Annotated in this window: 17 protein-coding genes and 1 pseudogene; 13 read left to right on the plus strand and 5 right to left on the minus strand. The window is 71.6% G+C overall.

Annotation, left to right across the window (positions count from 1 at the left end):
• Window positions 1–36: 36 nt before the first annotated feature.
• Together acs and M8J73_RS27595 are read right to left on the minus strand one after the other, a co-directional pair.
• Complete coding sequence (gene acs, locus M8J73_RS27590; protein ID WP_055541182.1) at window positions 37–1,992, minus strand: acetate--CoA ligase; 1,956 nt, start codon at window positions 1,990–1,992, stop codon at window positions 37–39.
• A gap of 169 nt (window positions 1,993–2,161) precedes the next feature.
• Window positions 2,162–4,534: a SulP family inorganic anion transporter gene (locus tag M8J73_RS27595; protein ID WP_249829210.1), complete on the minus strand. Its 2,373-nt coding sequence runs from the start codon at window positions 4,532–4,534 to the stop codon at window positions 2,162–2,164.
• A gap of 293 nt (window positions 4,535–4,827) precedes the next feature.
• Between M8J73_RS27595 and M8J73_RS27600 the strand changes: the two genes are divergently transcribed.
• Window positions 4,828–6,156 (plus strand): polysaccharide deacetylase family protein, encoded by a 1,329-nt coding sequence (locus tag M8J73_RS27600; protein ID WP_249829211.1) that lies wholly within the window; start codon window positions 4,828–4,830, stop codon window positions 6,154–6,156.
• A gap of 21 nt (window positions 6,157–6,177) precedes the next feature.
• Here M8J73_RS27600 and M8J73_RS27605 read toward each other — a convergent pair whose 3' ends face one another.
• The gene (locus M8J73_RS27605) at window positions 6,178–7,158 is read right to left on the minus strand and encodes an ATP-binding protein (protein ID WP_055540528.1); all 981 of its coding nucleotides are present in this window, start codon (window positions 7,156–7,158) and stop codon (window positions 6,178–6,180) included.
• Window positions 7,159–7,257: 99 nt separating this feature from the next.
• Between M8J73_RS27605 and M8J73_RS27610 the strand changes: the two genes are divergently transcribed.
• Window positions 7,258–8,091 carry a Fic family protein gene (locus M8J73_RS27610; protein WP_055540527.1) on the plus strand — a complete coding sequence of 278 codons (834 nt, stop codon included), beginning with the start codon at window positions 7,258–7,260 and terminating at the stop codon, window positions 8,089–8,091.
• Between the two features lie 346 nt (window positions 8,092–8,437).
• On the opposite strand, the gene M8J73_RS27615 is transcribed toward M8J73_RS27610, so the two are convergent.
• A complete protein-coding gene (locus M8J73_RS27615) occupies window positions 8,438–9,274 on the minus strand; it encodes an HAD family hydrolase (RefSeq protein ID WP_249829212.1) in 837 nt (278 codons plus the stop codon).
• Window positions 9,275–9,869: 595 nt separating this feature from the next.
• Here M8J73_RS27615 and ssd point away from each other — a divergent pair.
• The 7 genes and pseudogenes from ssd to M8J73_RS27650 all read left to right on the plus strand — a co-directional run.
• Window positions 9,870–10,964 carry a septum site-determining protein Ssd gene (ssd, locus tag M8J73_RS27620; RefSeq protein ID WP_055542372.1) on the plus strand — a complete coding sequence of 365 codons (1,095 nt, stop codon included), beginning with the start codon at window positions 9,870–9,872 and terminating at the stop codon, window positions 10,962–10,964.
• 109 nt (window positions 10,965–11,073) lie between these two features.
• The gene (locus M8J73_RS27625; RefSeq protein ID WP_055542370.1) at window positions 11,074–12,267 is read left to right on the plus strand and encodes a TadA family conjugal transfer-associated ATPase; all 1,194 of its coding nucleotides are present in this window, start codon (window positions 11,074–11,076) and stop codon (window positions 12,265–12,267) included.
• Between the two features lie 46 nt (window positions 12,268–12,313).
• Window positions 12,314–13,105 carry a type II secretion system F family protein gene (locus M8J73_RS27630; RefSeq protein ID WP_249829215.1) on the plus strand — a complete coding sequence of 264 codons (792 nt, stop codon included), beginning with the start codon at window positions 12,314–12,316 and terminating at the stop codon, window positions 13,103–13,105.
• Window positions 13,102–13,896: a type II secretion system F family protein gene (locus M8J73_RS27635; RefSeq protein WP_249829213.1), complete on the plus strand. Its 795-nt coding sequence runs from the start codon at window positions 13,102–13,104 to the stop codon at window positions 13,894–13,896. Before M8J73_RS27630 ends, M8J73_RS27635 begins: the two co-directional genes overlap by 4 nt.
• 117 nt (window positions 13,897–14,013) lie before the next feature.
• On the plus strand, window positions 14,014–14,238 hold the full coding sequence (locus M8J73_RS27640; protein WP_055543312.1) for a DUF4244 domain-containing protein: 225 nt from the start codon (window positions 14,014–14,016) through the stop codon (window positions 14,236–14,238).
• Window positions 14,225–14,614, plus strand: coding sequence for a TadE family type IV pilus minor pilin (locus tag M8J73_RS27645; protein WP_055543313.1), 390 nt, complete (start codon window positions 14,225–14,227; stop codon window positions 14,612–14,614). Before M8J73_RS27640 ends, M8J73_RS27645 begins: the two co-directional genes overlap by 14 nt.
• A pseudogene (locus M8J73_RS27650) lies at window positions 14,611–15,003 on the plus strand (Rv3654c family TadE-like protein); the annotation flags it as partial. The gene M8J73_RS27645 and the pseudogene M8J73_RS27650, both read left to right, overlap by 4 nt.
• A gap of 122 nt (window positions 15,004–15,125) precedes the next feature.
• Here the strand turns inward: M8J73_RS27650 and sftH are convergent.
• Entirely contained in the window at window positions 15,126–17,591 is a 2,466-nt protein-coding gene (sftH, locus tag M8J73_RS27655; protein WP_249829214.1) for a DEAD/DEAH box helicase, read from the minus strand.
• Between the two features lie 83 nt (window positions 17,592–17,674).
• Here sftH and bldG point away from each other — a divergent pair, with 83 nt between their 5' ends.
• The 4 genes from bldG to M8J73_RS27675 all read left to right on the plus strand — a co-directional run bounded on the left by bldG (window position 17,675) and on the right by M8J73_RS27675 (window position 22,083).
• On the plus strand, window positions 17,675–18,016 hold the full coding sequence (bldG, locus tag M8J73_RS27660; RefSeq protein ID WP_003975386.1) for an anti-sigma factor antagonist BldG: 342 nt from the start codon (window positions 17,675–17,677) through the stop codon (window positions 18,014–18,016).
• Window positions 18,017–18,127: 111 nt separating this feature from the next.
• The gene (locus M8J73_RS27665) at window positions 18,128–18,562 is read left to right on the plus strand and encodes an ATP-binding protein (protein ID WP_055537609.1); all 435 of its coding nucleotides are present in this window, start codon (window positions 18,128–18,130) and stop codon (window positions 18,560–18,562) included.
• Window positions 18,563–18,865: 303 nt separating this feature from the next.
• Window positions 18,866–21,271 carry a sodium-translocating pyrophosphatase gene (locus M8J73_RS27670; protein WP_055537610.1) on the plus strand — a complete coding sequence of 802 codons (2,406 nt, stop codon included), beginning with the start codon at window positions 18,866–18,868 and terminating at the stop codon, window positions 21,269–21,271.
• A gap of 206 nt (window positions 21,272–21,477) precedes the next feature.
• Entirely contained in the window at window positions 21,478–22,083 is a 606-nt protein-coding gene (locus M8J73_RS27675) for a hypothetical protein (RefSeq protein WP_055537611.1), read from the plus strand.
• Window positions 22,084–22,292: the final 209 nt, after the last annotated feature.

Below are 22,292 nucleotides of genomic sequence, written 5' to 3' on the forward strand. Positions count from 1 at the left end.
GCCCCTACGCGGGTTCAGCCCTCTATGAACGTGATCTCAGTCCTCGCTCGGCGCCGCCGGCAGCTTGGTCTGGATGAGGTCCATGACCGTGGAGTCCGTCAGCGTGGTGACGTCACCGAGCTGACGGTTCTCCGCCACGTCACGCAGCAGGCGCCGCATGATCTTGCCGGAGCGGGTCTTCGGCAGCTCCGCCACCGGCAGGATCCGCTTGGGCTTGGCGATCGGGCCGAGGGTCGCGCCGACGTGGTCGCGCAGCTCGCCGACCAGGGTCTCGGTCTCGGCCGCCGTGCCGCGCAGGATGACGAAGGCGACGATGGCCTGCCCGGTGGTCTCGTCGGCGGCGCCGACGACGGCCGCCTCCGCGACGGACGGGTGCGAGACGAGCGCGGACTCCACCTCGGTGGTGGAGATGTTGTGGCCGGAGACCAGCATGACGTCGTCGACGCGGCCGAGGAGCCAGATGTCCCCGTCGTCGTCCTTCTTCGCCCCGTCACCGGCGAAGTACTTGCCCTCGAACCGCGACCAGTACGTGTCGAGGAACCGCTGGTCGTCGCCCCAGATGGTGCGCAGCATCGACGGCCACGGCTCGGTGAGCACCAGATAGCCGCCACCGCCGTTGGGCACCTCGTTCGCCTCGTCGTCGACGACGGTCGCGGCGATGCCCGGCAGCGGCCGCTGCGCGGAGCCCGGCTTGGTCTCGGTGACGCCCGGCAGCGGGGAGATCATCATCGCGCCGGTCTCGGTCTGCCACCAGGTGTCCACGATGGGCGTCCGGTCCGCACCGATGTGCTTGCGGTACCAGATCCACGCCTCGGGGTTGATCGGTTCGCCCACCGAGCCCAGAACGCGCAGGCTGCCGAGGTCGAACTTCGCGGGGATGTCGTCGCCCCACTTCATGAACGTACGGATGGCCGTGGGCGCCGTGTACAGGATCGTCACGCCGTACTTCTGCACGATCTCCCAGAAGCGCCCCTGGTGCGGGGTGTCGGGCGTGCCCTCGTACATGACCTGGGTCGCGCCGTTCGCCAGCGGTCCGTAGACGATGTACGAGTGGCCGGTGACCCAGCCGACGTCGGCCGTGCACCAGTACACGTCCGTCTCCGGCTTGAGGTCGAAGACGGCGTGGTGGGTGTACGCCGTCTGGGTGAGGTAGCCGCCGGAGGTGTGCAGGATGCCCTTCGGCTTACCGGTGGTGCCCGACGTGTACAGGATGAACAGCGGGTGCTCGGCCCCGAACGCCTGCGGGGTGTGCTCGGCGGACTGCCGGTCGACGATGTCGTGCCACCACACGTCGCGGCCGTCGGTCCAGGCGACGTCCTGGCCGGTGCGGCGGACGACGAGGACGTGCTCGATGGTGCCCGCCTTGGCGACCGCGTCGTCCACGGCCGGCTTGAGCGCGGAGGGCTTGCCACGCCGGTAGCCGCCGTCGGCGGTGATGACGACCTTGGCGTCGGCGTCCTGGATGCGGGTCGCGAGGGCGTCCGCGGAGAAGCCGCCGAAGACGACGGAGTGCGCGGCGCCGACGCGGGCGCACGCGAGCATCGCCACGGCGGTCTCGGGGATCATCGGCATGTAGACGGCGACCCGGTCACCGGCCTGGACGCCCAGCTCCAGCAGGGCGTTCGCCGCCTTGCTCACCTCGTCCTTGAGCTCGGCGTAGGTGATGGCCCGGCTGTCCCCGGGCTCGCCCTCGAAGTGGATGGCGACCCGGTCGCCGTGGCCGGCCTCGACATGGCGGTCGACGCAGTTGTAGGCGACGTTGAGCTCGCCGTCCTGGAACCACTTGGCGAACGGCGGGTTCGACCAGTCCAGGGTCTCGGTCGGCTCCTTGGCCCAGGTCAGCCGCCGGGCCTGAGCCGCCCAGAAACCGAGCCTGTCAGCCTTGGCCTGGTCGTACGCCTCTGACGTGACGTTGGCGTCCGCCGCCAGGTCACCGGGCGGCGCGAAGCGTCGCTCCTCCTTCAAGAGGTTGGCCAGGCTTTCGTTGCTCACGACATCTCCCTTGCGGTGCTTTGTCGGGCGACCGTTGTGTCCCAGGCCACAGCTCATCAGACCCGGACCACCCATGACAAGGGCCTTCCCGGGATTGGTTTAGACCTGTGGGCGGGTGGCCCCACGCACGTGGGGCCACCCGTTGTCACGGACCGGCGGGAGAAACGGTTCAGACGCGCGTGTCGTGCAGAACCGTCCCCTTCGACCCGGCCTCTCCCGTCGTTCCGGCCACTCGGTCGAAGACGCCGCTGTCCGGGGCGTCCTCCGTGAGCAGGTAGGCCTGGGCCTCGCCCACGTGGAAGTACATCCCGTGCAGTTCGAGGGTGCCCTCGCGCAGGGCGCGCTCGACGCACTCGTGCGCCCGCAGATGCGTCAACTGCTGGATCACGTTGGTCAGGCACAGCTGCTCGACCGCGTCGGCAGGCTCGCGTCCGGCGATACGCGCCCACGGCCGGTTCTTGTCGGTGGCCCGCTCCAGGCTGGGCAGACCGTGCCGCAGCCATCGTCTGAGGGGGGTCTGGGAGGCGCGGAGGTCGGTGGTGAGCAGGGCCTGCATCGCACCGCAGCCGGAGTGCCCGCACACGGTGATGGACCGCACCTTCAGCACCTCCACCGCGTACTCGATGGCTGCCGCCACCGAGTCGTCGGCGCTCTCCTCGCCCGGCATGGGCACCAGATTGCCGACATTGCGTACGACGAAGAGGTCGCCGGGGCCGCTGGACGTGATCATCGAGGTGACGAGCCGGGAGTCGGCGCAGGTGAGGAAGAGCTGCGAGGGCTGCTGGCCCTCCCGGGCGAGTCGCGCCAGCTCGCGGCGCACCAGGGGAGCGGTGTTGGTCTGGAAGGCGCTGATCCCGCGGGCCAGTTGATGGTTGCTCGGCCCTTCGGCCGACTCCTCGGCCGGGCTGCCGGCGGGGGCGGGTGCCGGGGCCGCGCACTGGTGGTTGCGCCATGCCGTCCAGGGGCGGCAGCGGCAGCCGGCCGCGGAGCTGCCCGCGGGTTCGGCGATCCGGGTCCCGGCGCGTCCGGTGATCTCCACGGAGCCTCCGCGCGCGCGGTGGGCGTGCTGCCAGTCCTGGAGGGACTCGTACGCCGCGTGGTCCATGAACGACCCGTCCAGCTCCACCACCGTCTCGGCACCCTGCGGGACTTGGTGCAGGGCACGGCTGAGCCGGGGCACGGCGAGGAACGTCAACTGCCCCCGGACATGGACGTGGTGGACCCCGTCCTTCTCCTCGTGGGTGATGCGGGTGCGGGTGAGGCGGTGCAGGGCCACGCCGACGGCCACGGCGATGCCGATGGCGACGCCTTCCAGCACCCCGAGGAGGACGACCCCGAGGGTCGTGGCCGCGTAGACGAGCACCTCTCGGTGGCGGGTGACCGTGCGGATGTGGTGCAGGGACACCATCTGGAGCCCGACGGCCATGACCAGCGCGGCGAGCGACGCGAGGGGGATCAGCTCCAGGGCGGGGACCAGGAACAGCGCGGCCGCCACCACCCAGACGCCGTGCAGCATCGTGGAGTTCCGGCTGACGGCGCCGGCGCGGACGTTGGCCGTGCTGCGGACGGCGACGCCGGCGATGGGCAGGCCCCCGAGGGCTCCGGAGATGACGTTGGCCGCGCCCTGACCGCGCAGCTCGCGGTCGAGGTCCGAGCGCCGTACGTCGGTCCGGCCCGCCGCCAGTTTGTCCATGGCGACGGCACCGAGCAGCGACTGCACGCTGCACACCAGGGTCGTGGTGAGGACGGCGGCGACCAGGCCGAGCGCGGGGCCTTCGGGCAGCCCGGCCAGGGCGTGGCTGCGCCAGGACGGCAGTTCGACCTTGGGCAGGCTGAGCCCGGCGAGCGCGGCGGCCGCCGTGGCGCCCGCGACGGCGACGAGGGCGGCGGGGACGCTGCGCAGCCGCCGGCCGACGGGGCCGGGGAGCCGGGGCCAGGCGAACAGCAGGGCGAGGGTGAGCGCGCTCATGGAGACGGCGGCGGGATGCAGGTGCGCCAACTGGGTAGGGAGCGCGCCGACGTTGTCGAGGACGGCGCTCTGCGGGGTGCCGCCGAGCACGATGTGCAACTGGGCGACGGCGATGGTGACTCCGATGCCGGCGAGCATGCCGTGCACGATCGCGGGGCTCACGGCGAGCGCCGAGCGGGCCACGCGCAGCTGAGCCAGGCCCAGTTGGGAGAGTCCGGCGAGCACGGTGATGGCGCAGGTGGTGCGCCAGCCGTACTGGTGGATGAGGTCGGCGGTGACGACGGTCAGACCGGCGGCCGGGCCGCTGACCTGGAGTGGTGAGCCGCCGAGGCGTCCGGCGACGATACCCCCGACGGCGGCGGCGACGAGGCCGGCCTGGAGGGGGGCGCCGGTGGCCAGGGCGATGCCCAGGGACAGGGGGAGGGCGATCAGGAAGACCGCGATGGACGCGGACACATCGGCGCCCGCGACGCGGAACCGGCGGGGTCCCTCGGGCGGGCTGTGCGGTTGGTGCTCGGACTCCGCCCGATGGGGGCTGGAGTCGGGGGCGTGGGTGGGGACGCAGGCGGACATGTTCTCCCGTCTCCTCCGGGGCTGCGCGGTCGCGGAACAGGTGGTCCCCCCGCTCGGGGCGGGGGGAGGTCGCGGCCGTGGGTCACGGCGTACAGCGGCGGGATTTCTCAACGCTCAGTAAATGAATCGTAATGCAGAGTAAAGGTCATGCAAGGACATTCAAGGCAAATGGGTTATCAGATCACCCAAGAGTATGAATCAGGCATTTCTTCGGCTTGTCATATTAATTTGGTCGACACTCTGTGTGATCTTGGCCCCTCTGCCCCTGAGCAAAGGAAGAAGGTGGGCGGAAGATGGCCGTCACCCAGAGGATCGCCGTCGGCGTGGCACTCGCCGCGACCTGCGCCGCGGCGCTCGCCGGCTGTGGCTCCGGCGACACGGGCGCCGCCGGTTCGGCCGGCGCGAACAACACCGGGAAGGAAGGCATGCAGGGCGCGCGCGGTGGCAAGGAGGCGGCGCCTCGAGTGGAGGGGGGCGCTCCCGCCCCGCCCAAGGCCGCGGTGCGGCTCATCGGCGACGGGTCCACCGCGTACACCGGCACGCAGCCGCATCTGCCCAGACCCGAACGGTTGAAGCCCGGTCAGAAGCCCCCGCAGTTCGTGGTCTTCTCCTGGGACGGCGCCGGCGAGGACAGCCAGCGCCTCTTCTCACACTTCCGCGAGGTGGCCCGCGCCAACAACGCGACCATGACCTACTTCCTGAGCGGCGTGTACATGCTCCCGGAGGAGAAGCGGGACCTCTACCGTCCGCCGCAGCACTCGCCGGGCCGCTCCGACATCGGCTTCAACGATGTCCGCGGGATCAAGGACACCGTGGAGCAGCTGCGCGGGGCCTGGCTGGAGGGCAACGAGATCGGCACCCACTTCAACGGCCACTTCTGCGGCAAGGGCGGTGGGGTCGGCGAATGGTCGGTCGAGGACTGGAAGAGCGAGATCGCCCAGGCCAAGTCGTTCGTGAAGGCATGGAAGACCAACACGGGCACCGGCAAGGCCGAACCGCTGCCCTTCGACTACGACAGGGAGCTGATCGGCGCCCGCACTCCCTGCCTGGAGGGCCAGACCAACTTCATGCGGGCCGCCCGCGAACTGGGCTTCCGCTACGACACCAGCGGTGTGAGGGACCAGGTCTGGCCCGAGAAGAAGGACGGCCTGTGGGACCTGTCGATGCAACTGGTCCCGATGCCCGGCCGCGCCTTCGAGACGCTGACCATGGACTACAACTTCTACGTCAACCAGTCCGGTGCCCGTGCGGGCTCCGAGGCCAAGCGGCAGTACTGGGGCGACCAGTTCCGGGACGGGCTGCTCGCGGGCTTCGAACGCGCCTACGCGGGCAACCGCGCGCCCCTGATCATCGGCAACCACTTCGAGTCCTGGAACGGCGGCGTCTATATGCGGGCCGTCGAGGAGACCATCAAGACCGTCTGCGGCAAGCCGGACGTGCGCTGCGTCTCCTTCCGGCAGTTGGTCGACTGGCTCGACGCCCAGGACCCGGAGGTCCTGGACAAGTTGCGCACCCTCGGTGTCGGCCAGTCCCCGAAGGAGGGCTGGGGTGCGTTCACGGCGGGTGGACCGGCGCCGGCTCCCAAGGGGGCCCCGGGTGCCCGGGCGGACCGGTCGAAGTAGCGGACGGTCGCGGGTCGTGGGTCAGACCGCGGCCGCGAGCTGCTCGCAGAGGACGAAGTCGGGGTCGATCTGCGACGCCAGGTCGGCCCCGGTCCGCTCATTGCCCCACCCGCTCGCGTTCTTCAGGTGGAAGTGCACCATCTGACGGGTGTAGCGCTCCCAGTCGCGCAGCTCGTACGTGGCGTCCGCCGCCTTGCGCAGGGTGTGCAGTGCGCGGCGGTTGGGCTCCTCCAGGTGCTCGAAGCGGGGCGGGCGGCCCTTCTCCAGGGCACGCACCCAGTCCGAGTGGCCGACGGTGACCAGCAGGTCGTCCCCGATCTCGGCGCGGAGGAAGTCGAGGTCGTCGTCGCCCCGCACCTTGTTGCCGATGGCCTTAAGGGCGACGCCGTAGTCGCTGGCGTACTCCTTGTACTGGCGGTAGACGGAGACTCCCCTCCGGGTCGGCTCGGCGACGAGGAACGTCATGTCGAAGCGGGTGAACATGCCGGACGCGAAGGAGTCCGAACCGGCCGTCATGTCGACCACCACGTACTCGTCGGGGCCGTCCACCAGGTGGTTCAGGAAAAGCTCCACCGCTCCCGTCTTGGAGTGGTAGCAGGCGACCCCCAGGTCGGAGTCGGTGAAGGGGCCGGTGACCATCAAACGGATGGCCCCGCCGTCGAGTTCCACCGGCCGGGCGCAGGCGTCGTAGATCGGGTTGGGGTCGCAGATCCGCACCAGCCGGGAGCCCTCGCCGGGCGGCGTCGTCTTGATCATCGTCTCGGCAGAGGCGATCCGCGGGTTGGAGCCGCGGAGATGGTTCTTGATCAGCGAGAGCCGCTCGCCCATCGCCGGAAGCTCCGCGGCCTCCGACTCGTCCAGCCCCAGGGCGGCCCCCAGATGCTGGTTGATGTCCGCGTCGATGGCGACGACCGGGGCCCCGGACACGGCGAGATGGCGGATGAACAGGGAGGACAGCGTGGTCTTGCCACTCCCGCCCTTCCCGGCGAAAGCAATTTTCATGTTCACCAACGGTAGTCGGATGATCGCCCACGGTGGGTCGACCTGAGGGAAGACCACTCCTTCGAGGGGTTGGCGACAGAGGCGCGTAGGGTCGTACTCATGAGTACGACAGGTGCGACCGCCGATCCGCTCGCGGCCCTCGCCGAGCTTCCCGGCGTGGCCGAGTCCGTGGAGTCCGTACGCAAGGCCGTGGACCGGGTCTACGGCCACCGAGTCATGCGGCGGCGCAGCAACGCGGTCACCTCCGAGGCCGCCCTGCGCGGCGCGCGCGGCTCGGCCGCGCTGTCCGGCGCCGACTGGGCGCTCGAAGAGGTGCGACGGCGCAGCGACTTCAGCGGGCAGGGGGGCGATGACGAGGCGCGCACCGTCGGCGCCGCGCTGCGGCTGACCGCGGAGGCCGGCCAACTGCTGTCCATCTGGCGACAGTCACCCCTGCGGGTGCTGGCCCGGCTGCATCTGGTGGCGGCCGGCGAGGACCACGCGCGCGTGGGGCGTCCCCGTCAGGACGGCGAACCCGTCGACGAGCCCCTCGTGGAGCTGCCGTTGCCGAGCGCGGCGGAGGTCTCCGGCCGCCTCGACGGGCTCGCCGAGCTGATCATCCGGGGCAGTGCGGCGCCCGCCCTGGTCACGGCCGCCGTCGTACACGGTGAGCTGGTCGCCGTGCGGCCCTTCGGCTTCCACAACGGCCTCGTCGCGCGCGCGGCCGAGCGGATCGTCCTGATCGGCAGCGGCCTCGACCCCAAGTCGGTCTGCCCGGCGGAGGTCGGTCACGCGGAACTCGGCCGCGCCGCCTACCTCGCCGCGCTGGACGGCTATGTCTCCGGCACCCCGGAGGGAATGGCCGCCTGGATCGCGCACTGCGGCAGGGCCATCGAACTGGGTGCGCGCGAGTCGACGGCGGTGTGTGAGGCGCTGCAGCGGGGAGCGGCGTAGAAACCGCCGGAAATAAGTTGCGGCGGTACGAGAATTCGTACCGCCGCTGGCATGTCCACCGGGTTACCAAGCGTCCTCGATATGTGCCCATCAGGTCGGGAACTTGTGCCCGTCACCTGGTGCGGCTGGCCCGTAATCGACGGGTCGACGTCGCGTGGGTGCCCAGTGTTCATGCTAGGTCCGTGGGGCCAAAATGAGTTATTAAAGGTGATCCTCTCGGACGTCCTTTGGTCTCGCGGGCCTTGAATCCTTTCTACTCCAGGACCGGAGCAAGCGGAACCCCTCGCTGTGCTTCTTTACTCTTGCCTTCAATGAGGGTGAATCGGCCCTGGTCATCCGGCCTCGGTCAGGCGGTCGCCACCCGGCGCCGACTCGCGTACCAGACGAGCCCCGCGGTGGCCGCCGCCGCCCCTATGGCCGCCGCCGCGAGGAGCGCGGGCCGGGGCCGGACGGCGAACCGCTGCTTCAGTCGCACCGGGCGGTGGAAGTCCAGAATCGGCCACCCGCGCGCGAGGGCCTCCCTGCGGAGCGTCCGGTCCGGGTTGACCGCGTGCGGGTGCCCCACGGCCTCCAGCATCGGCAGATCCGTCGCCGAGTCGCTGTACGCGTAGCAGTGCGCCAGGTCGTACTCCTCCGACTCGGCCAGCTCCCGGATCGCCTCGGCCTTGGTCGGGCCGTACGCGTAGTACTCCACCTCGCCGGTGAAGCAGCCGTCGTCGCCGACGACCATCCTGGTCGCCACCACACGGTCCGCGCCGAGCAGCTCGCCGATCGGCTCGACGACCTCGGCGCCGGACGTGGAGACGATCACGACGTCCCGCCCGGCGGTGTGATGCTCCTCGATCAGGGACGCGGCCTCGTCGTAGATGATCGGGTCGATCAGATCGTGAAGGGTCTCGGCGACTATGTCCTTCACTTGTTGGACGTTCCAGCCCCGGCACAGCGCGGAGAGGTACTTCCGCATCCGCTCCATCTGGTCGTGGTCGGCGCCGCCCGCGAGGAACACGAACTGGGTGTACGCGGTCCGCAGGGCCGCCCTGCGGTTGATCAGGCCGCCTTGGTAGAACGACTTGCTGAACGTGAGCGTGCTCGACTTCGCAATGACCGTCTTGTCCAGGTCAAAGAAGGCCGCTGTGCGGGGCAAGGAGTGGTTTTCCACGGGCTGAGCATATGCGCCCTCCATTCGGGCTAGTGTGGGGCGCGTGGGTTTGCCTGAGAAGGCTCTCGGGTACACCATGGAAGTCACGGATCGTTCGCGACCGTGCTAACCCGGCCCGACTCCTCCCCCCCCCCGAGTCGGCCGTGGGGACGACCCCCGCTCTCCCCCCCGGCGGGGGTCGTCGCATGTCCGGATACTTTTCCCTCCTCTTCTCCCGCCCGTGAGGCCGTCCTGTGCCCTCGCGGGCATTTCTCTGCCCCCTCATAGGAATCGTCACGTTGTGTAGCCGTCGTGCTGCGCTGTGAGGGTCGTGCGGGCCTCCCCTGTTCGGGTGACGGCGATATTCACAACGGTCGGGTCGTCCACAGTTTTCGACCAAGATCCACACGATTTCCGAGATCGCCGCACCGTGATTCCAGCGCGTCCGACGGCGGCGAGTTCCTGGCCGGTTCGGTTTCTCGGGCGTCGCGGCCGGTTTTCGCCGACCGCTCATTCGGCGGCCGACGGCCGGCACTTCACACAGGACTTGAACACGGGCGTCCAGGACACGGGCGGGGCCGACGAGCGCCGAGGCGCGGCCCGCACACCGTCCCGGACGCGGCGAAGGGGGATGGAGATCATGGCGGGAGCCATCACCGACGAGCGGCGGCCGGCCGGCGACGGACGGCAGGGCAGGCCGCTGATCGTCACCGAGGACGTGGACCTCCTGGACGACCTGCTGCGCCTGTGCGCGGCCGCCGGCGCCAGACCGGAGGTCCACCACGGCGTGCCGGAGGGCCGGGGCCGCTGGGAGGCGGCACCGCTCGTACTCGTCGGCGACGACGCGGCGCGTCGACTGCGCGGGGCCGTCCGCCGACGGGGGGTCGTGCTCATCGGGAAGGACCAGGACGACTCCGGGGTGTGGCAGCGTGCCGTGCAGATCGGCGCCGACCACGTGCTGATGCTGCCCGACGGCGAGCAATGGCTCGTCGACCGCATCGCCGACGTCGCCGAAGGGGTCGGCAGGCCCGCGCTCACCGTCGGCGTGATCGGCGGGCGCGGCGGCGCCGGGGCGTCCACCCTGGCCTGTGCGCTCGCCGTGACCTCGGCGCGGCAGGGCAGGCGCACCCTCCTCGTCGACGCCGATCCGCTGGGCGGCGGGCTCGACGTGCTCCTCGGCGGGGAGAACGCCGAGGGACTGCGCTGGCCCGCGTTCGCCGCCTCGCGAGGCAGGGTCGGCGGCGGCGCCCTGGAGGAGTCCCTTCCCGAACTGCACTCCCTACGGGTCCTCAGCTGGGACCGGGGCGACGCCGTCGCCATCCCGCCCCAGGCCGTGCGCGCGGTCCTCGCCGCCGGCCGGCGGCGCGGCGGGGCGGTCGTCGTCGACCTGCCGCGCCGCATCGACGAAGGCGTCGCCGAGGCCCTCGCCCAGATCGACATCGGCCTGCTGGTGGTCCCCGCCGAGCTGCGTGCCGTCGCGGCCGCCTCCCGGGTCGCCTCAGCCTTCGGCATGGTCCTGCGTGACCTGCGCCTGGCGGTCCGGGGCCCCTACGCGCCGGGCCTCGACGACCAGGACATCGCCCGCCTCCTCGGCCTGCCACTCGTCGGCGACGTCCCCGCCGAGCCGGACCTCCACGACGCCGCGAAACCACCAGGAGGCATCGCCCGCGGCCCGCTGGCCCGCTTCTGCGAGGGCTTCTGGGAGCGGGTGGCCGTGGGGAGTGAAGCGGCGTGAACGGGGGAGCGGCGGGAGCCGGGCGCGCGATGTGGGGCGCCGGACGGCGGTGCGAGGGCCCTGGCCGGCGGCTCGGGCGCGGGATGACGTGGAGCGGAGGTGAGGGCCGGTGAGCGGGGTGCTCGACGAAGGGCTTCTGGACGGTGTGCGGCAGTGGCTCGTCGAGAGCGGGGCCGAGCCGACGCCGGCCCGCGTGGCGCAGGCGCTGCGCGAGCGCGGCCGGGTGCTCGGGGACGCCGAGGTGCTCGGGGCAGCCGAGCGGTTGCGGTCGGAGTTGGTGGGGAGTGGCCCTCTGGAGCCGCTGCTCGCCGACCCGTCGGTCACCGACGTGCTGGTGTCGGCGCCCGACCGGGTGTGGGTGGACCGCGGTGGCGGCCTGGAACTGACCGGGATCTCCTTCCCGGACGCGGCTGCCGTACGGCGGCTCGCGCAGCGCCTGGCGGCCGTCGCCGGACGCCGCCTCGACGACGCCCGGCCGTGGGTCGACGCACGGCTCCCTGACGGCACCCGTCTCCACGCGGTACTGCCCCCGGTGGCGGTGGGCTCCACCTGCCTGTCCCTGCGGGTCGTCCGGCCACGGGCGTTCACGCTCGCCGAACTGGCGGCTGCGGGCACGGTGCCGCCGGGCGGCGACCGGGTGCTGCGAGCGCTGATCCGCTCCCGGCTGTCGTACGTCATCAGCGGCGGCACGGGCACCGGCAAGACGACCCTGCTGAGCGCGCTCCTCGGCCTGGTCGACCCCGGCGAGCGGATCGTGCTCGCCGAGGACTCGGCGGAACTGCGGCCCGACCATCCGCATGTGGTGCGGCTGGAGGGCAGACCGGCCAACCAGGAGGGCGTCGGCCTCGTCGAACTCCAGGACCTGGTGCGGCAGGCACTGCGGATGCGCCCCGACCGGCTGGTCGTCGGCGAGGTCCGCGGCCCTGAGGTCGTGTCTCTGCTGGCCGCCTTGAACACGGGCCACGAGGGCGGTTGCGGCACCCTCCACGCCAACGCGGCCGGACAGGTACCGGCCCGGCTGGAGGCGCTCGGGACGGCCGCAGGGCTCGACCGGGCCGCGCTGCACAGCCAACTGGCGGCCGCGCTCTCGGTGGTCCTGCACCTGGTGCGGGACCGGAACGGGCGGCGCCGGATCGCCGAGGTCCATGTGCTGGAGCGCGACGCGTCGGGGCTGGTCGTCACCGTCCCCGCCCTGCGATGGGGCGCGGAGGCGTTCGTGCACGAGCGGGGCTGGGAGCGGCTGCGGGGGCTGCTCCGGGGCGAACTGCGGGAAGGGAGCGGGTCCTGTGACGGGCGTCGATGAGGCGTCGACGGGCGTGGCCCTGGTGTGTGCCGGGGCGGCGGCCTGGATGGTGGGCGGCGGCCGGGACGGCGTCGCTCGACGGGCCCGGTCCCTGCTGGCCGGGGGCGGGGCGATCGGATCGCCGCCCTGGCAGAGGGTCCTCGGCCGGGCGCGGCGGCTCGGGTTCGAGTGGTGGGCGCCGGTGGCGGGGCTGCTCCTCGCGCTGCTGGGTGCCTCCGTGCTGCCGGTCCTCGCCGGGGCGGCCGGGGTGCCGCTCCTGCGGCGGGTGCGGCGGGCGGCGGAGGAGCGCCGGGTCCGCGAGCGGCGCGGGGAAGCCGTGGTCGCGCTGTGCGCGGCGCTCGCCGGGGAGGTGCGGGCCGGACGGCAGCCGGGAGAGGCGTTGCTGCGGGCCGCACGGGACTCCGGCGGGCTCGGCGACGCGCAGGCGGTGGTGTTGGCGGCGGCCCGGTTCGGCGGGGACGTGCCGGGCGCGCTCGCCGACGCGGCGCGGCAACCGGGCGCCGACGGGCTGCTGGGGCTCGCCGCGTGCTGGCGGGTGGCCGTCGACCGGGGCGCGGGCCTCGCCGCCGGGCTCGACCGCCTGGAGGGCGCCCTGCGCGCCGAGCGGGACCAGCGGGCGGACCTGCGCGCCCAGTTGGCCGGCTCCCGCTCGACGGCGGTGATGCTCGCCGGGCTCCCGGTGCTGGGCCTGCTGCTCGGCACCGCCCTCGGCGCGGACCCGCTGCACGTGGTGCTGCACAGTGCGGCCGGGCTGGGCTGCCTGGTGGTCGGCGTGGTGCTGGAGGGCGCGGGCCTGTGGTGGGCGCTGCGGATCGTACGGGGAGCGGAGGCGGCATGAACGAGGAAGTCGTCCACAGGCTGGGGGTGACCCTGTGCGTCCTCGTGGGCCTGTGGTGGCCGGCCCGGTGGCTGGCCGCCGCACGGCGCCGACGGCGCCTGCTCGCCCGGCTGCACGCGGTCTTGGCCCTGGCCGCCGCTCCGCCCCGACGGCCCCTCGCCCTGCGGGGCGCCGTACGGCGCTGGCTGCCGGTCGTCGGCGGGGTGTGCGCCGGGTGGGTGCTGATCGGGGGCCTCCCGGGGCTCGCGCTGGGGCTCGCTGCCGGTACGGGGGTCTGGCAGTGGCTACGGCGGACCCGGAGGGCGGACGGCCCGTCGACGGAGGCGTTCGACGCGGCGGAGGCCGCCCGGCAACTGCCCCTCGCCGCCGATCTGCTGGCCGCCTGCATCGCGGCCGGCGCAAGCCCCGTCGTGGCCGCCCGGGCCGTTGGTGAGGCCCTGGGCGGGCCGGTGGGGGAGCGGCTGGCCAGAGGGGCGGCGGAGGCCCGCCTCGGGGGCGAACCGGCGGACGCGTGGCGCGCGTTGGCCGCCCTCCCTGGGGCCGGTCCGCTGGCCCGCCTCCTGGAACGGGCCGACCAGACCGGCGTACCGGCCGCCGCCCCGGTCGCCCGCCTCGCCGCCGAGGCACGCGCCGACGGGGGCCGCGCCGCGACGGAACGGGCCCGTCGAGCGGCCGTGATGGTCACCGCACCGGTCGGCCTGTGCTTCCTGCCCGCGTTCATCGCGGTGGGAGTGCTGCCGGTGGTGATCGGCCTGGCGGACGGGCTGTTGGGAGGGGGTGGTGGGGGGTGAGGGCTGGGAGCAAGCCCGGCGACTGATGACCGATGGCTGGCGGTCCAAGACCAGTGATCTGCGAACGAGCGACTACGAACCGAACGAGCAACGTAACAAGACCTCACGGGGGTTGAGATGTACAAGGCAGTGCGGGATGCGATGCGGGTCCGGCTGATGGGCGCCCTGATGCGTCGGGTGCGAGCGGCACGGAGGGACGCCGGAATGGTGACGTCCGAGTACGCCGTCGGCATCATCGCGGCGGTGGCCTTCGCCGCGGTGCTCTACAAGGTGGTGACCAGCGGGCAGGTCCAGGCGGAGCTGCAGGAGATCGTCGGGCGGGCCCTCAGTGGCGGGGCGTGAGCCACGGCGGCGTGGCAGGGCCCTGGGCGGCGACCAGGGGTTCGTGACGGCCGAGGCGGCCATGGCCCTGCCCGTGCTGGTGCTGTTCGCGATGGCCCTCGTGTGGGCCCTGCTCGCGGCCTGCGCCCAGATCCAGTGCGTGGACGCGGCGCGGGTCGGGGCCCGCGCCGCGGCCCGCCAGGACCCACCGGGCGCGGTCGCGGCCATGGCCCGGCGCGCGGCGCCCGACGGGGCGCGGGTCAGCGTCGGCCGGGACGGCGATTACGTCCGCGTCGTCGTCTCGGTCCGCTCCCCGGGCCCCGGCGGCCTGGGCCTGGACCTGAGCCATACGGCCGTGGCCCTGGCGGAGGAGACGGTGGGGGTGGAGAGCGGATGAGAATGTCGCCGAACGCCCGCCCGCCCGCGTCCTCGACCGCCCGTTCGGACAGAGGGTCCGCGACCGTCTGGGTCGTCGGTGTGCTGGTCGTGCTGTGTGCCGTCTTCGGAGCCGTGCTCGCGATGGGGCAGGTGGTGGTGATCCGGCACCGTGCGGCCGGCGCGGCCGATCTCGCGGCACTGGCCGCCGCCGACCACTGGATGAAGGGCGGTGAGGGCGCCTGCGCGACGGCCGACAGGGTGGCACGGGCGCAAGGAAGCCGGATCGTGAGCTGCGAGGTGGAGGGGGAGATCGCGGACGTCACGGCGGCGTCGGGCACCGGCCTGCTGACCGCCGAGGCCAGGGCGAGAGCGGGGCCGCCGATGTCAGCACCGGGCCAGGGGCCCGCACGGGCGACGTCGAGGGCGCGGGGAAGCCGGGACCACAGCGGCCCCGCCTCCCTGCGCCACCCAGCCCTTCTACGTTGCCCAGCCCTTCTACGTCGCTCAGCCCTCCCAGGCCGCCCCGCCCCCTACGTCGCCCCACCCTCCCCCGGAGCCCCCCGCAGCAGTTCCGTGAGGAGGCGTACCGCTCCCCGCTTGTGCAAGGGGTCGTTGCCGTTGCCGCACTTGGGGGACTGGATGCAGGACGGGCACCCGGCGTCGCATTCGCACGCGGCGATGGCCTGGCGGGTGGCGTCGAGCCAGGACGCGGCCGTGTGGAAGGCCCGCTCGGCGAAGCCCGCGCCGCCCGGGTGGCCGTCGTAGACGAAGACCGTCGGCAGCAGGGTGTCGGGGTGGAGCGGCACGGAGACGCCGCCGATGTCCCAGCGGTCGCAGGTGGCGAAGAGGGGCAGCATGCCGATCGACGCGTGCTCGGCGGCGTGCAGGGCACCGCCGAGGATCTCGGGATTGATGCGGGCCGCGTCGAGCTGGTCCTCGGTGACGGTCCACCAGACGGCACGGGTGCGCAGCGTACGAGGAGGGAGATCGAGTTTGGACTCGCCGAGGACCTCGCCGGTGATGAGCCGACGACGCAGGAAGGAGACGACCTGGTTGGTGACCTCGACGGAGCCGTAGCAGAGCCGGCCGTCGCCCCAGGAGATCTCGGTGTCCGTCTCCAGGACGGAGATGGAGGTCGTGTCACGGGCGACCGTCGAATAGGGCGGCTCGGCCTGTTCGACCAGGGCGACGGAGTCGTCGAGGTCCAGTTCGCGCACCAGGTACGTACGGCCCTGGTGCAGATGGACCGCGCCCTCGTGGACGGTGGTGTGGGCGGCGCCCGCGTCGACCGTGCCGAGGAGGCGACCGGTGGCGGCCTCGACGACCTGGACGGGGCGGCCGCCCTGGCCCCGGATGTCGGCGAGGTCGGCGGCCCGTTCCCGGCGGGTCCAGTGCCAGGCCTTGCTGCGGCGGCGCAGCAGCTGGGCGGCCTCCAGCTGCGGCAGGAGTTCCTCGCAGGCGGGGCCGAACAGCGCGAAGTCCTCCTCCGTCAGGGGCAGCTCGGCGGCGGCCGCGCACAGGTGGGGGGCGAGGACGTAGGGGTTGTCGGGGTCGAGGACCGTCGACTCCACCGGTTGGTCGAACAGGGCCTCGGGATGGTGGACCAGGAACGTGTCCAGCGGATCGTCGCGGGCCACTAGGACGGCGAGGGCGCCCTGGCCGGAGCGTCCGGCACGGCCCGCCTGCTGCCACAGGGAGGCGCGGGTGCCCGGGTAGCCGGCGATGAGGACGGCGTCGAGGCCGGAGATGTCGACGCCGAGTTCCAGGGCGGTGGTGGCGGCGAGGCCGAGGAGCTCACCGGAGTGGAGGGCGCGTTCCAGGGCGCGGCGTTCCTCGGGGAGGTAGCCGCCTCGGTAGGCGGCCACGCGCCGGGCCAGGGAGCGGTCGACCTCGGCGAGGCGTTCCTGGGCGATCACGGAGATCAGCTCCGCGCCGCGCCGGGAGCGCACGAAGGCGACCGAGCGGATGCCCTGGACGGTGAGGTCGGTCAGCAGGTCGGCCGTCTCGGCGGTCGCGGTACGCCGTACGGGGGCACCCTTCTCGCCCTGCAACTCGGTGAGCGGGGGCTCCCAGAGGGCGAACACCAGTTCACCGCGGGGCGAGGCGTCGTCGGCGACCTCGGTCACCCGGACGCCGGTGAGGCGGCCTGCGGCGACGGAGGGCTCGGCGGCGGTGGCGGAGGCGAGAAGGAAGACGGGATCGGCGCCGTAGCGGGCGCACAGACGGCGTAGGCGGCGCAGCACCTGGGCGACGTGGGAGCCGAAGACGCCGCGGTAGGTGTGGCACTCGTCGATCACGACGTACTTGAGGGCGCGCAGGAAGGAGGACCAGCGGGGGTGGGACGGGAGGATACCCAGATGGAGCATGTCGGGGTTGGTGAGGACGTAGTTGGCGTACTGGCGGATCCACTCGCGTTCCTCGACGGGGGTGTCGCCGTCGTACACGGCTGGGCGTACGGCATTGCCCAGAGGGTGTGAAAGTTCCTTCACCGACCGGCACTGGTCCGCCGCGAGGGCCTTGGTCGGGGCCAGATACAGGGTGGTGGCCCCGCGGCCGTTGGGGGCCTCGGAGCCGTCCAGAAGTCGTGACAGCACCGGCACGAGGTAGGCCAGGGACTTGCCGGAGGCGGTGCCGGTGGCGACGACCACCGACTCGCCGTCGAGGGCGTGCTCGGCGACCCGTGCCTGGTGGGCCCAGGGATGTTCGATTCCGGCGCGCTGGACGGCGGCGATGACCTCGGCGCGGATCCGGTCCGGCCAGACGGCATGGCGACCCGCACGTGGGGGCACATGCTCCGTATGAGTGATGCGCGAAGCCCGGCTCGGTCCCGAGGCGAGCCGGTCCAGGACCTCGCCCGGCGAGGGGCTGGGTGCGGTGTCCGTCGAGGATCGATCGGATCGGTGATTCTTGGCCATCGGCACCGAGTGTGTCACCGACGTGACGGACAATGGAGCCAAGGCGTCGTGCACGCCTGCCGGTAAGTGATTGAATGCCATCGCGGCTGGCGAACCGTCCCGGGGGCTTTCAAGCCGAGGTGTCCCGAGGGGCGAACGCTCGATAGCAAGGTGCTGGAGGATCCGTGGACCTGTCCCTGTCGACCCGTACCGTCGGCGATCGTACGGTCGTCGAGGTCGGTGGCGAAATCGACGTTTATACCGCGCCCAAGCTGCGTGAGCAGCTGGTCGAGCTGGTCAACGACGGGAGTTTCCACCTCGTCGTCGACATGGAGGGCGTCGACTTCCTCGACTCCACCGGGCTCGGCGTTCTGGTGGGCGGCCTGAAGCGAGTACGGGCCCATGAGGGCTCGCTGCGCCTGGTCTGCAACCAGGAGCGCATTTTGAAGATCTTCCGCATCACCGGTCTGACCAAGGTGTTCCCCATTCACACCTCGGTCGAGGAAGCGGTTGCGGCCACCGACTGATGACGTCCCTCCGGGCCTCGTGCCCGGAAGCGCCACAGACAAGTCAAGTGAGGGGACCGGGCCCGAGGGCCCGGCCCTTCGACCGCACGCCCGTAGTTCCGAGGGGGATGCATGGCCACCGTTGAACTCCGCTTCAGCGCGCTGCCCGAGCACGTCCGTACCGCCCGACTGGTGGCGGCCGCGGTGGCGCGCAGGGCCGGAGTGGACGAGGCCGTCCTCGACGAGGTCAGGTTGGCCGTCGGCGAGGCGTGCACCCGTGCCGTGGGGCTGCATCGCAGCAGTGGCGTCTCGGCGCCGGTGCATGTGTCGCTGATCGAGGAGGAGAAGCAGTTCTCCATCGAGGTCGGCGACGAGGCGCCCCACACCGTCCCCGGCGCCAAGGCGTCGGGTGCCGGGGGCGAGGCGGAGGTGGACAGCGAGGAGGACGACATGGGCCTCGCGGTCATCAGCGGCCTCGTCGACGACATGGAGGTCAGCACCGGGGAGAACGGCGGACTGATCCGTATGAGCTGGCCGACCACGCCGCCCACCGCGGTGCTGACCTGACTCCTCGCAACTTCAAGCATTACCCCGAAGGGCCCTGCTGAGCAGGGCCCTTTCCTTTTCTTCTGATCAACGTTCATCGGTACACCAGAATTCGTGAAGTAATTCACGATCAATGGCGCGATAATTTGATCAAGCGTCAATGCCTTTGAGGTGTTACTTCTTTCGAGTAATGTGACCGGGTGCGGATCATTTGCTGATGGGCATGCGAAGGCTAATTCCGTTTCCCGTGCACTGTTTTGATCAGGGTCCGCTCCCTAGAATCCGTCCACATCTTGAGCTCAGCCCAAGCGTCAAGGAGGACGAATGGCGGGGCTTTCTACCCCTCAGCGGTTTGACCACCCCACGAACTTCGCAGCCGCAGTGCTGACCGACGACAACCGGATCATCGTCATGGTGATCGGAGTCGTGGCGCTGGCCGCGCTCGTCGTCGCCGGAGTCCTGGTGCGCCAGGTGCTCGCGGCGGGCGAGGGCACCGACAGCATGAAGAAGATCGCGGCTGCCGTACAGGAAGGCGCGAACGCCTATCTGGCCCGGCAGTTGCGCACGCTCGGCGTTTTCGCCATCGTCGTGTTCTTCCTGCTCATGCTGCTGCCCGCGGACGACTGGAATCAGCGCGCCGGCCGATCGGTGTTCTTCTTGATCGGCGCGGCGTTCTCGGCGGCCACGGGTTATATCGGCATGTGGCTCGCCGTGCGCAGCAATGTGCGCGTCGCGGCGGCGGCCCGGGAGGCGACACCGGCGGAAGGTGAACCGGAAAAGGATCTCACCACGGTTTCGCACAAGGCGATGAAGATCGCATTTCGCACGGGCGGCGTCGTCGGCATGTTCACGGTGGGGCTCGGTCTGCTGGGCGCCTCCTGTGTGGTGCTGGTGTACGCGGCCGACGCGCCGAAGGTGCTGGAAGGTTTCGGCCTGGGTGCCGCCCTCATCGCCATGTTCATGAGGGTCGGCGGCGGCATCTTCACCAAGGCCGCCGACGTCGGCGCCGACCTGGTCGGCAAGGTCGAGCAGGGCATTCCGGAGGACGACCCGCGCAATGCCGCGACCATCGCCGACAACGTGGGCGACAACGTCGGCGACTGCGCGGGCATGGCGGCCGACCTCTTCGAGTCGTACGCGGTGACGCTCGTCGCCGCGCTGATCCTCGGCAAGGCGGCCTTCGGCGACTCCGGACTGGCCTTCCCGCTGATCGTCCCCGCGATCGGCGTCCTCACCGCGATGGTCGGCATCTTCGCGGTGGCGCCACGCCGGACCGACCGCAGCGGTATGTCGGCGATCAACCGCGGCTTCTTCATCTCCGCGGTGATCTCGCTGGCCCTGGTCGCGCTCGCCGTCTACGCCTATCTGCCGTCGACGTACGCCGGCCTGGAGGGCGTCAGCGACCAGTCGATCCTCGACAAGGGCGGCGACCCGCGGATCCTCGCGCTCGTGGCGGTGGCCATCGGCATCGTGCTGGCCGCGCTGATCCAGCAGCTGACCGGCTACTTCACCGAGACCACCCGGCGTCCCGTGCGGGACATCGGCAAGACCTCGCTCACCGGCCCGGCCACCGTCGTCCTCGCCGGTATCTCCGTCGGTCTGGAATCGGCCGTCTACACCGCCCTGCTGATCGGCCTCGGCGTGTACGGGGCGTTCCTGCTCGGCGGCACGTCGATCATGCTCGCGCTGTTCGCGGTGGCGCTCGCCGGCACCGGTCTGCTGACCACCGTCGGCGTCATCGTCGCCATGGACACCTTCGGACCCGTCTCCGACAACGCGCAGGGCATCGCCGAGATGTCCGGCGACGTCGAGGGCGCGGGCGCGCAGGTGCTCACCGACCTGGACGCCGTCGGCAACACCACCAAGGCCATCACCAAGGGCATCGCCATCGCCACGGCCGTGCTCGCGGCGGCGGCGCTGTTCGGCTCGTACCGGGACGCGATCGTCACCGCGGCGAACGACGTGGGCGAGAAAGTCTCCGGCGCCGACGCGCCCATGAACCTGATGATGGACATCTCGCAGCCCAACAACCTCGTCGGGCTCATCGCGGGCGCCGCGGTCGTCTTCCTCTTCTCGGGGCTGGCGATCAACGCGGTCTCGCGGTCCGCGGGCGCGGTGGTCTACGAGGTCCGGCGGCAGTTCCGGGAGAAGCCCGGGATCATGGACTACAGCGAGAAGCCGGAGTACGGCAGGGTTGTCGACATCTGCACCAAGGACGCCCTCAGGGAACTCGCCACGCCCGGGCTGCTCGCCGTCATGGCGCCCATCGCGATCGGGTTCACGCTCGGGGTCGGCGCGCTGGGCGCGTATCTCGCGGGCGCGATCGGCACCGGGACGCTGATGGCGGTGTTCCTCGCCAACTCCGGTGGCGCGTGGGACAACGCCAAGAAGCTCGTCGAGGACGGCCACCACGGCGGCAAGGGAAGCGAGGCCCACGCCGCGACCGTGATCGGCGACACCGTCGGCGACCCCTTCAAGGACACCGCGGGCCCGGCGATCAACCCGCTGCTGAAGGTGATGAACCTGGTCGCGCTGCTCATCGCTCCCGCCGTCGTCCAGTTCAGCTACGGCGACGACAAGAGCGTCGGGCTGCGCGTCACCATCGCCGTCCTCTCGATCGCCGTGATCGTCGGCGCGGTGTACGTCTCCAAGCGGCGCGGGATCGCCGTGGGTGACGAAGACAACTCCGAGCCGCTGGCCAAGTCGGCGGACCCCGCGGTGGTTTCGTAGACGGCCATACGAAGGGTGGGGCGAGACCCCAGCTCAAAGGGCGGGCGGGCGGCACGTGTTGATGTGCCGCCCGCCCGCTCCGCTGTGTGCGGCGCCAACCCGTGAGCCTTCTCTCTCTTGGTGCAAATGGTTACAAAATGATAGATAGAGGGGGCTCGGCACACAGGTGGCTCCCGTCCTCCGTGTATGTTCCGGGGCCGAGAGCCATGGAAGGGACCGATCCGGTGAACAAGAAGCTCGCGGCCGCACTGTCCGGCGGTGCGGTACTGGCACTGGCGCTGTCCGGGTGCAGCAGCGGCGACGAGACGAACGACAAGCTGAACTCCTGGGCCAAGCAGGTCTGCGACGACGTACAGCCGCAGATCAAGAAGATCGCGGCGGCCAACGCCTCGATCCAGAAGGAGACCTCGGACGACAGCGCGCCTGCCGACGTCCAGAAGGCCGACTCCCAGGGCTTCCAGGACATCTCCGACGCCTACAAGGCCATGGCGACGGCCATCCAGCAGGCCGGGGCGCCGAACGTCGACGACGGCGAGAAGAAGCAGAAGGCCGCGGTCGCCGAGCTGAACCAGCTGTCCACCGCGTACGCCGAGCTGAAGAAGAAGTCCGACGCGCTGAACACGAAGGACCAGGCGAAGTTCGCCGACGGGCTCGAGGGCGTCGCCACGGAGCTGGAGAAGCTCAGCAAGACCGGCAGCAACGCCCTGAAGGAGCTGGAGAAGGGCGAGGTGGGCCAGGCGATGGCCGAGCAGCCGAGCTGCAAGTCCGCGACCTCGTCCGTCTCGGTGTCGGCGGGCGCCACCCAGAGCTGACGACTCCGGAGCCCGGGCGACCCCGGCACGGGGCCACGGACGCCCGGGCGGTACGACCGGCCGCGGCCCGCACGGCTGATGACCGGGCCCGCACGGCTGATGACCGGCGCGCCCGGTCGACCGTCCGCGCGGCTGACGGCGGCGCGACCGGCCATGGGCCCGGACGGCTGACGGCGGCGCGCCCGGCCGTGGTCCGCGCGACGGATGGC

The organism is Streptomyces neyagawaensis (assembly GCF_023516595.1).
Lineage (GTDB): Bacteria > Actinomycetota > Actinomycetes > Streptomycetales > Streptomycetaceae > Streptomyces > Streptomyces neyagawaensis.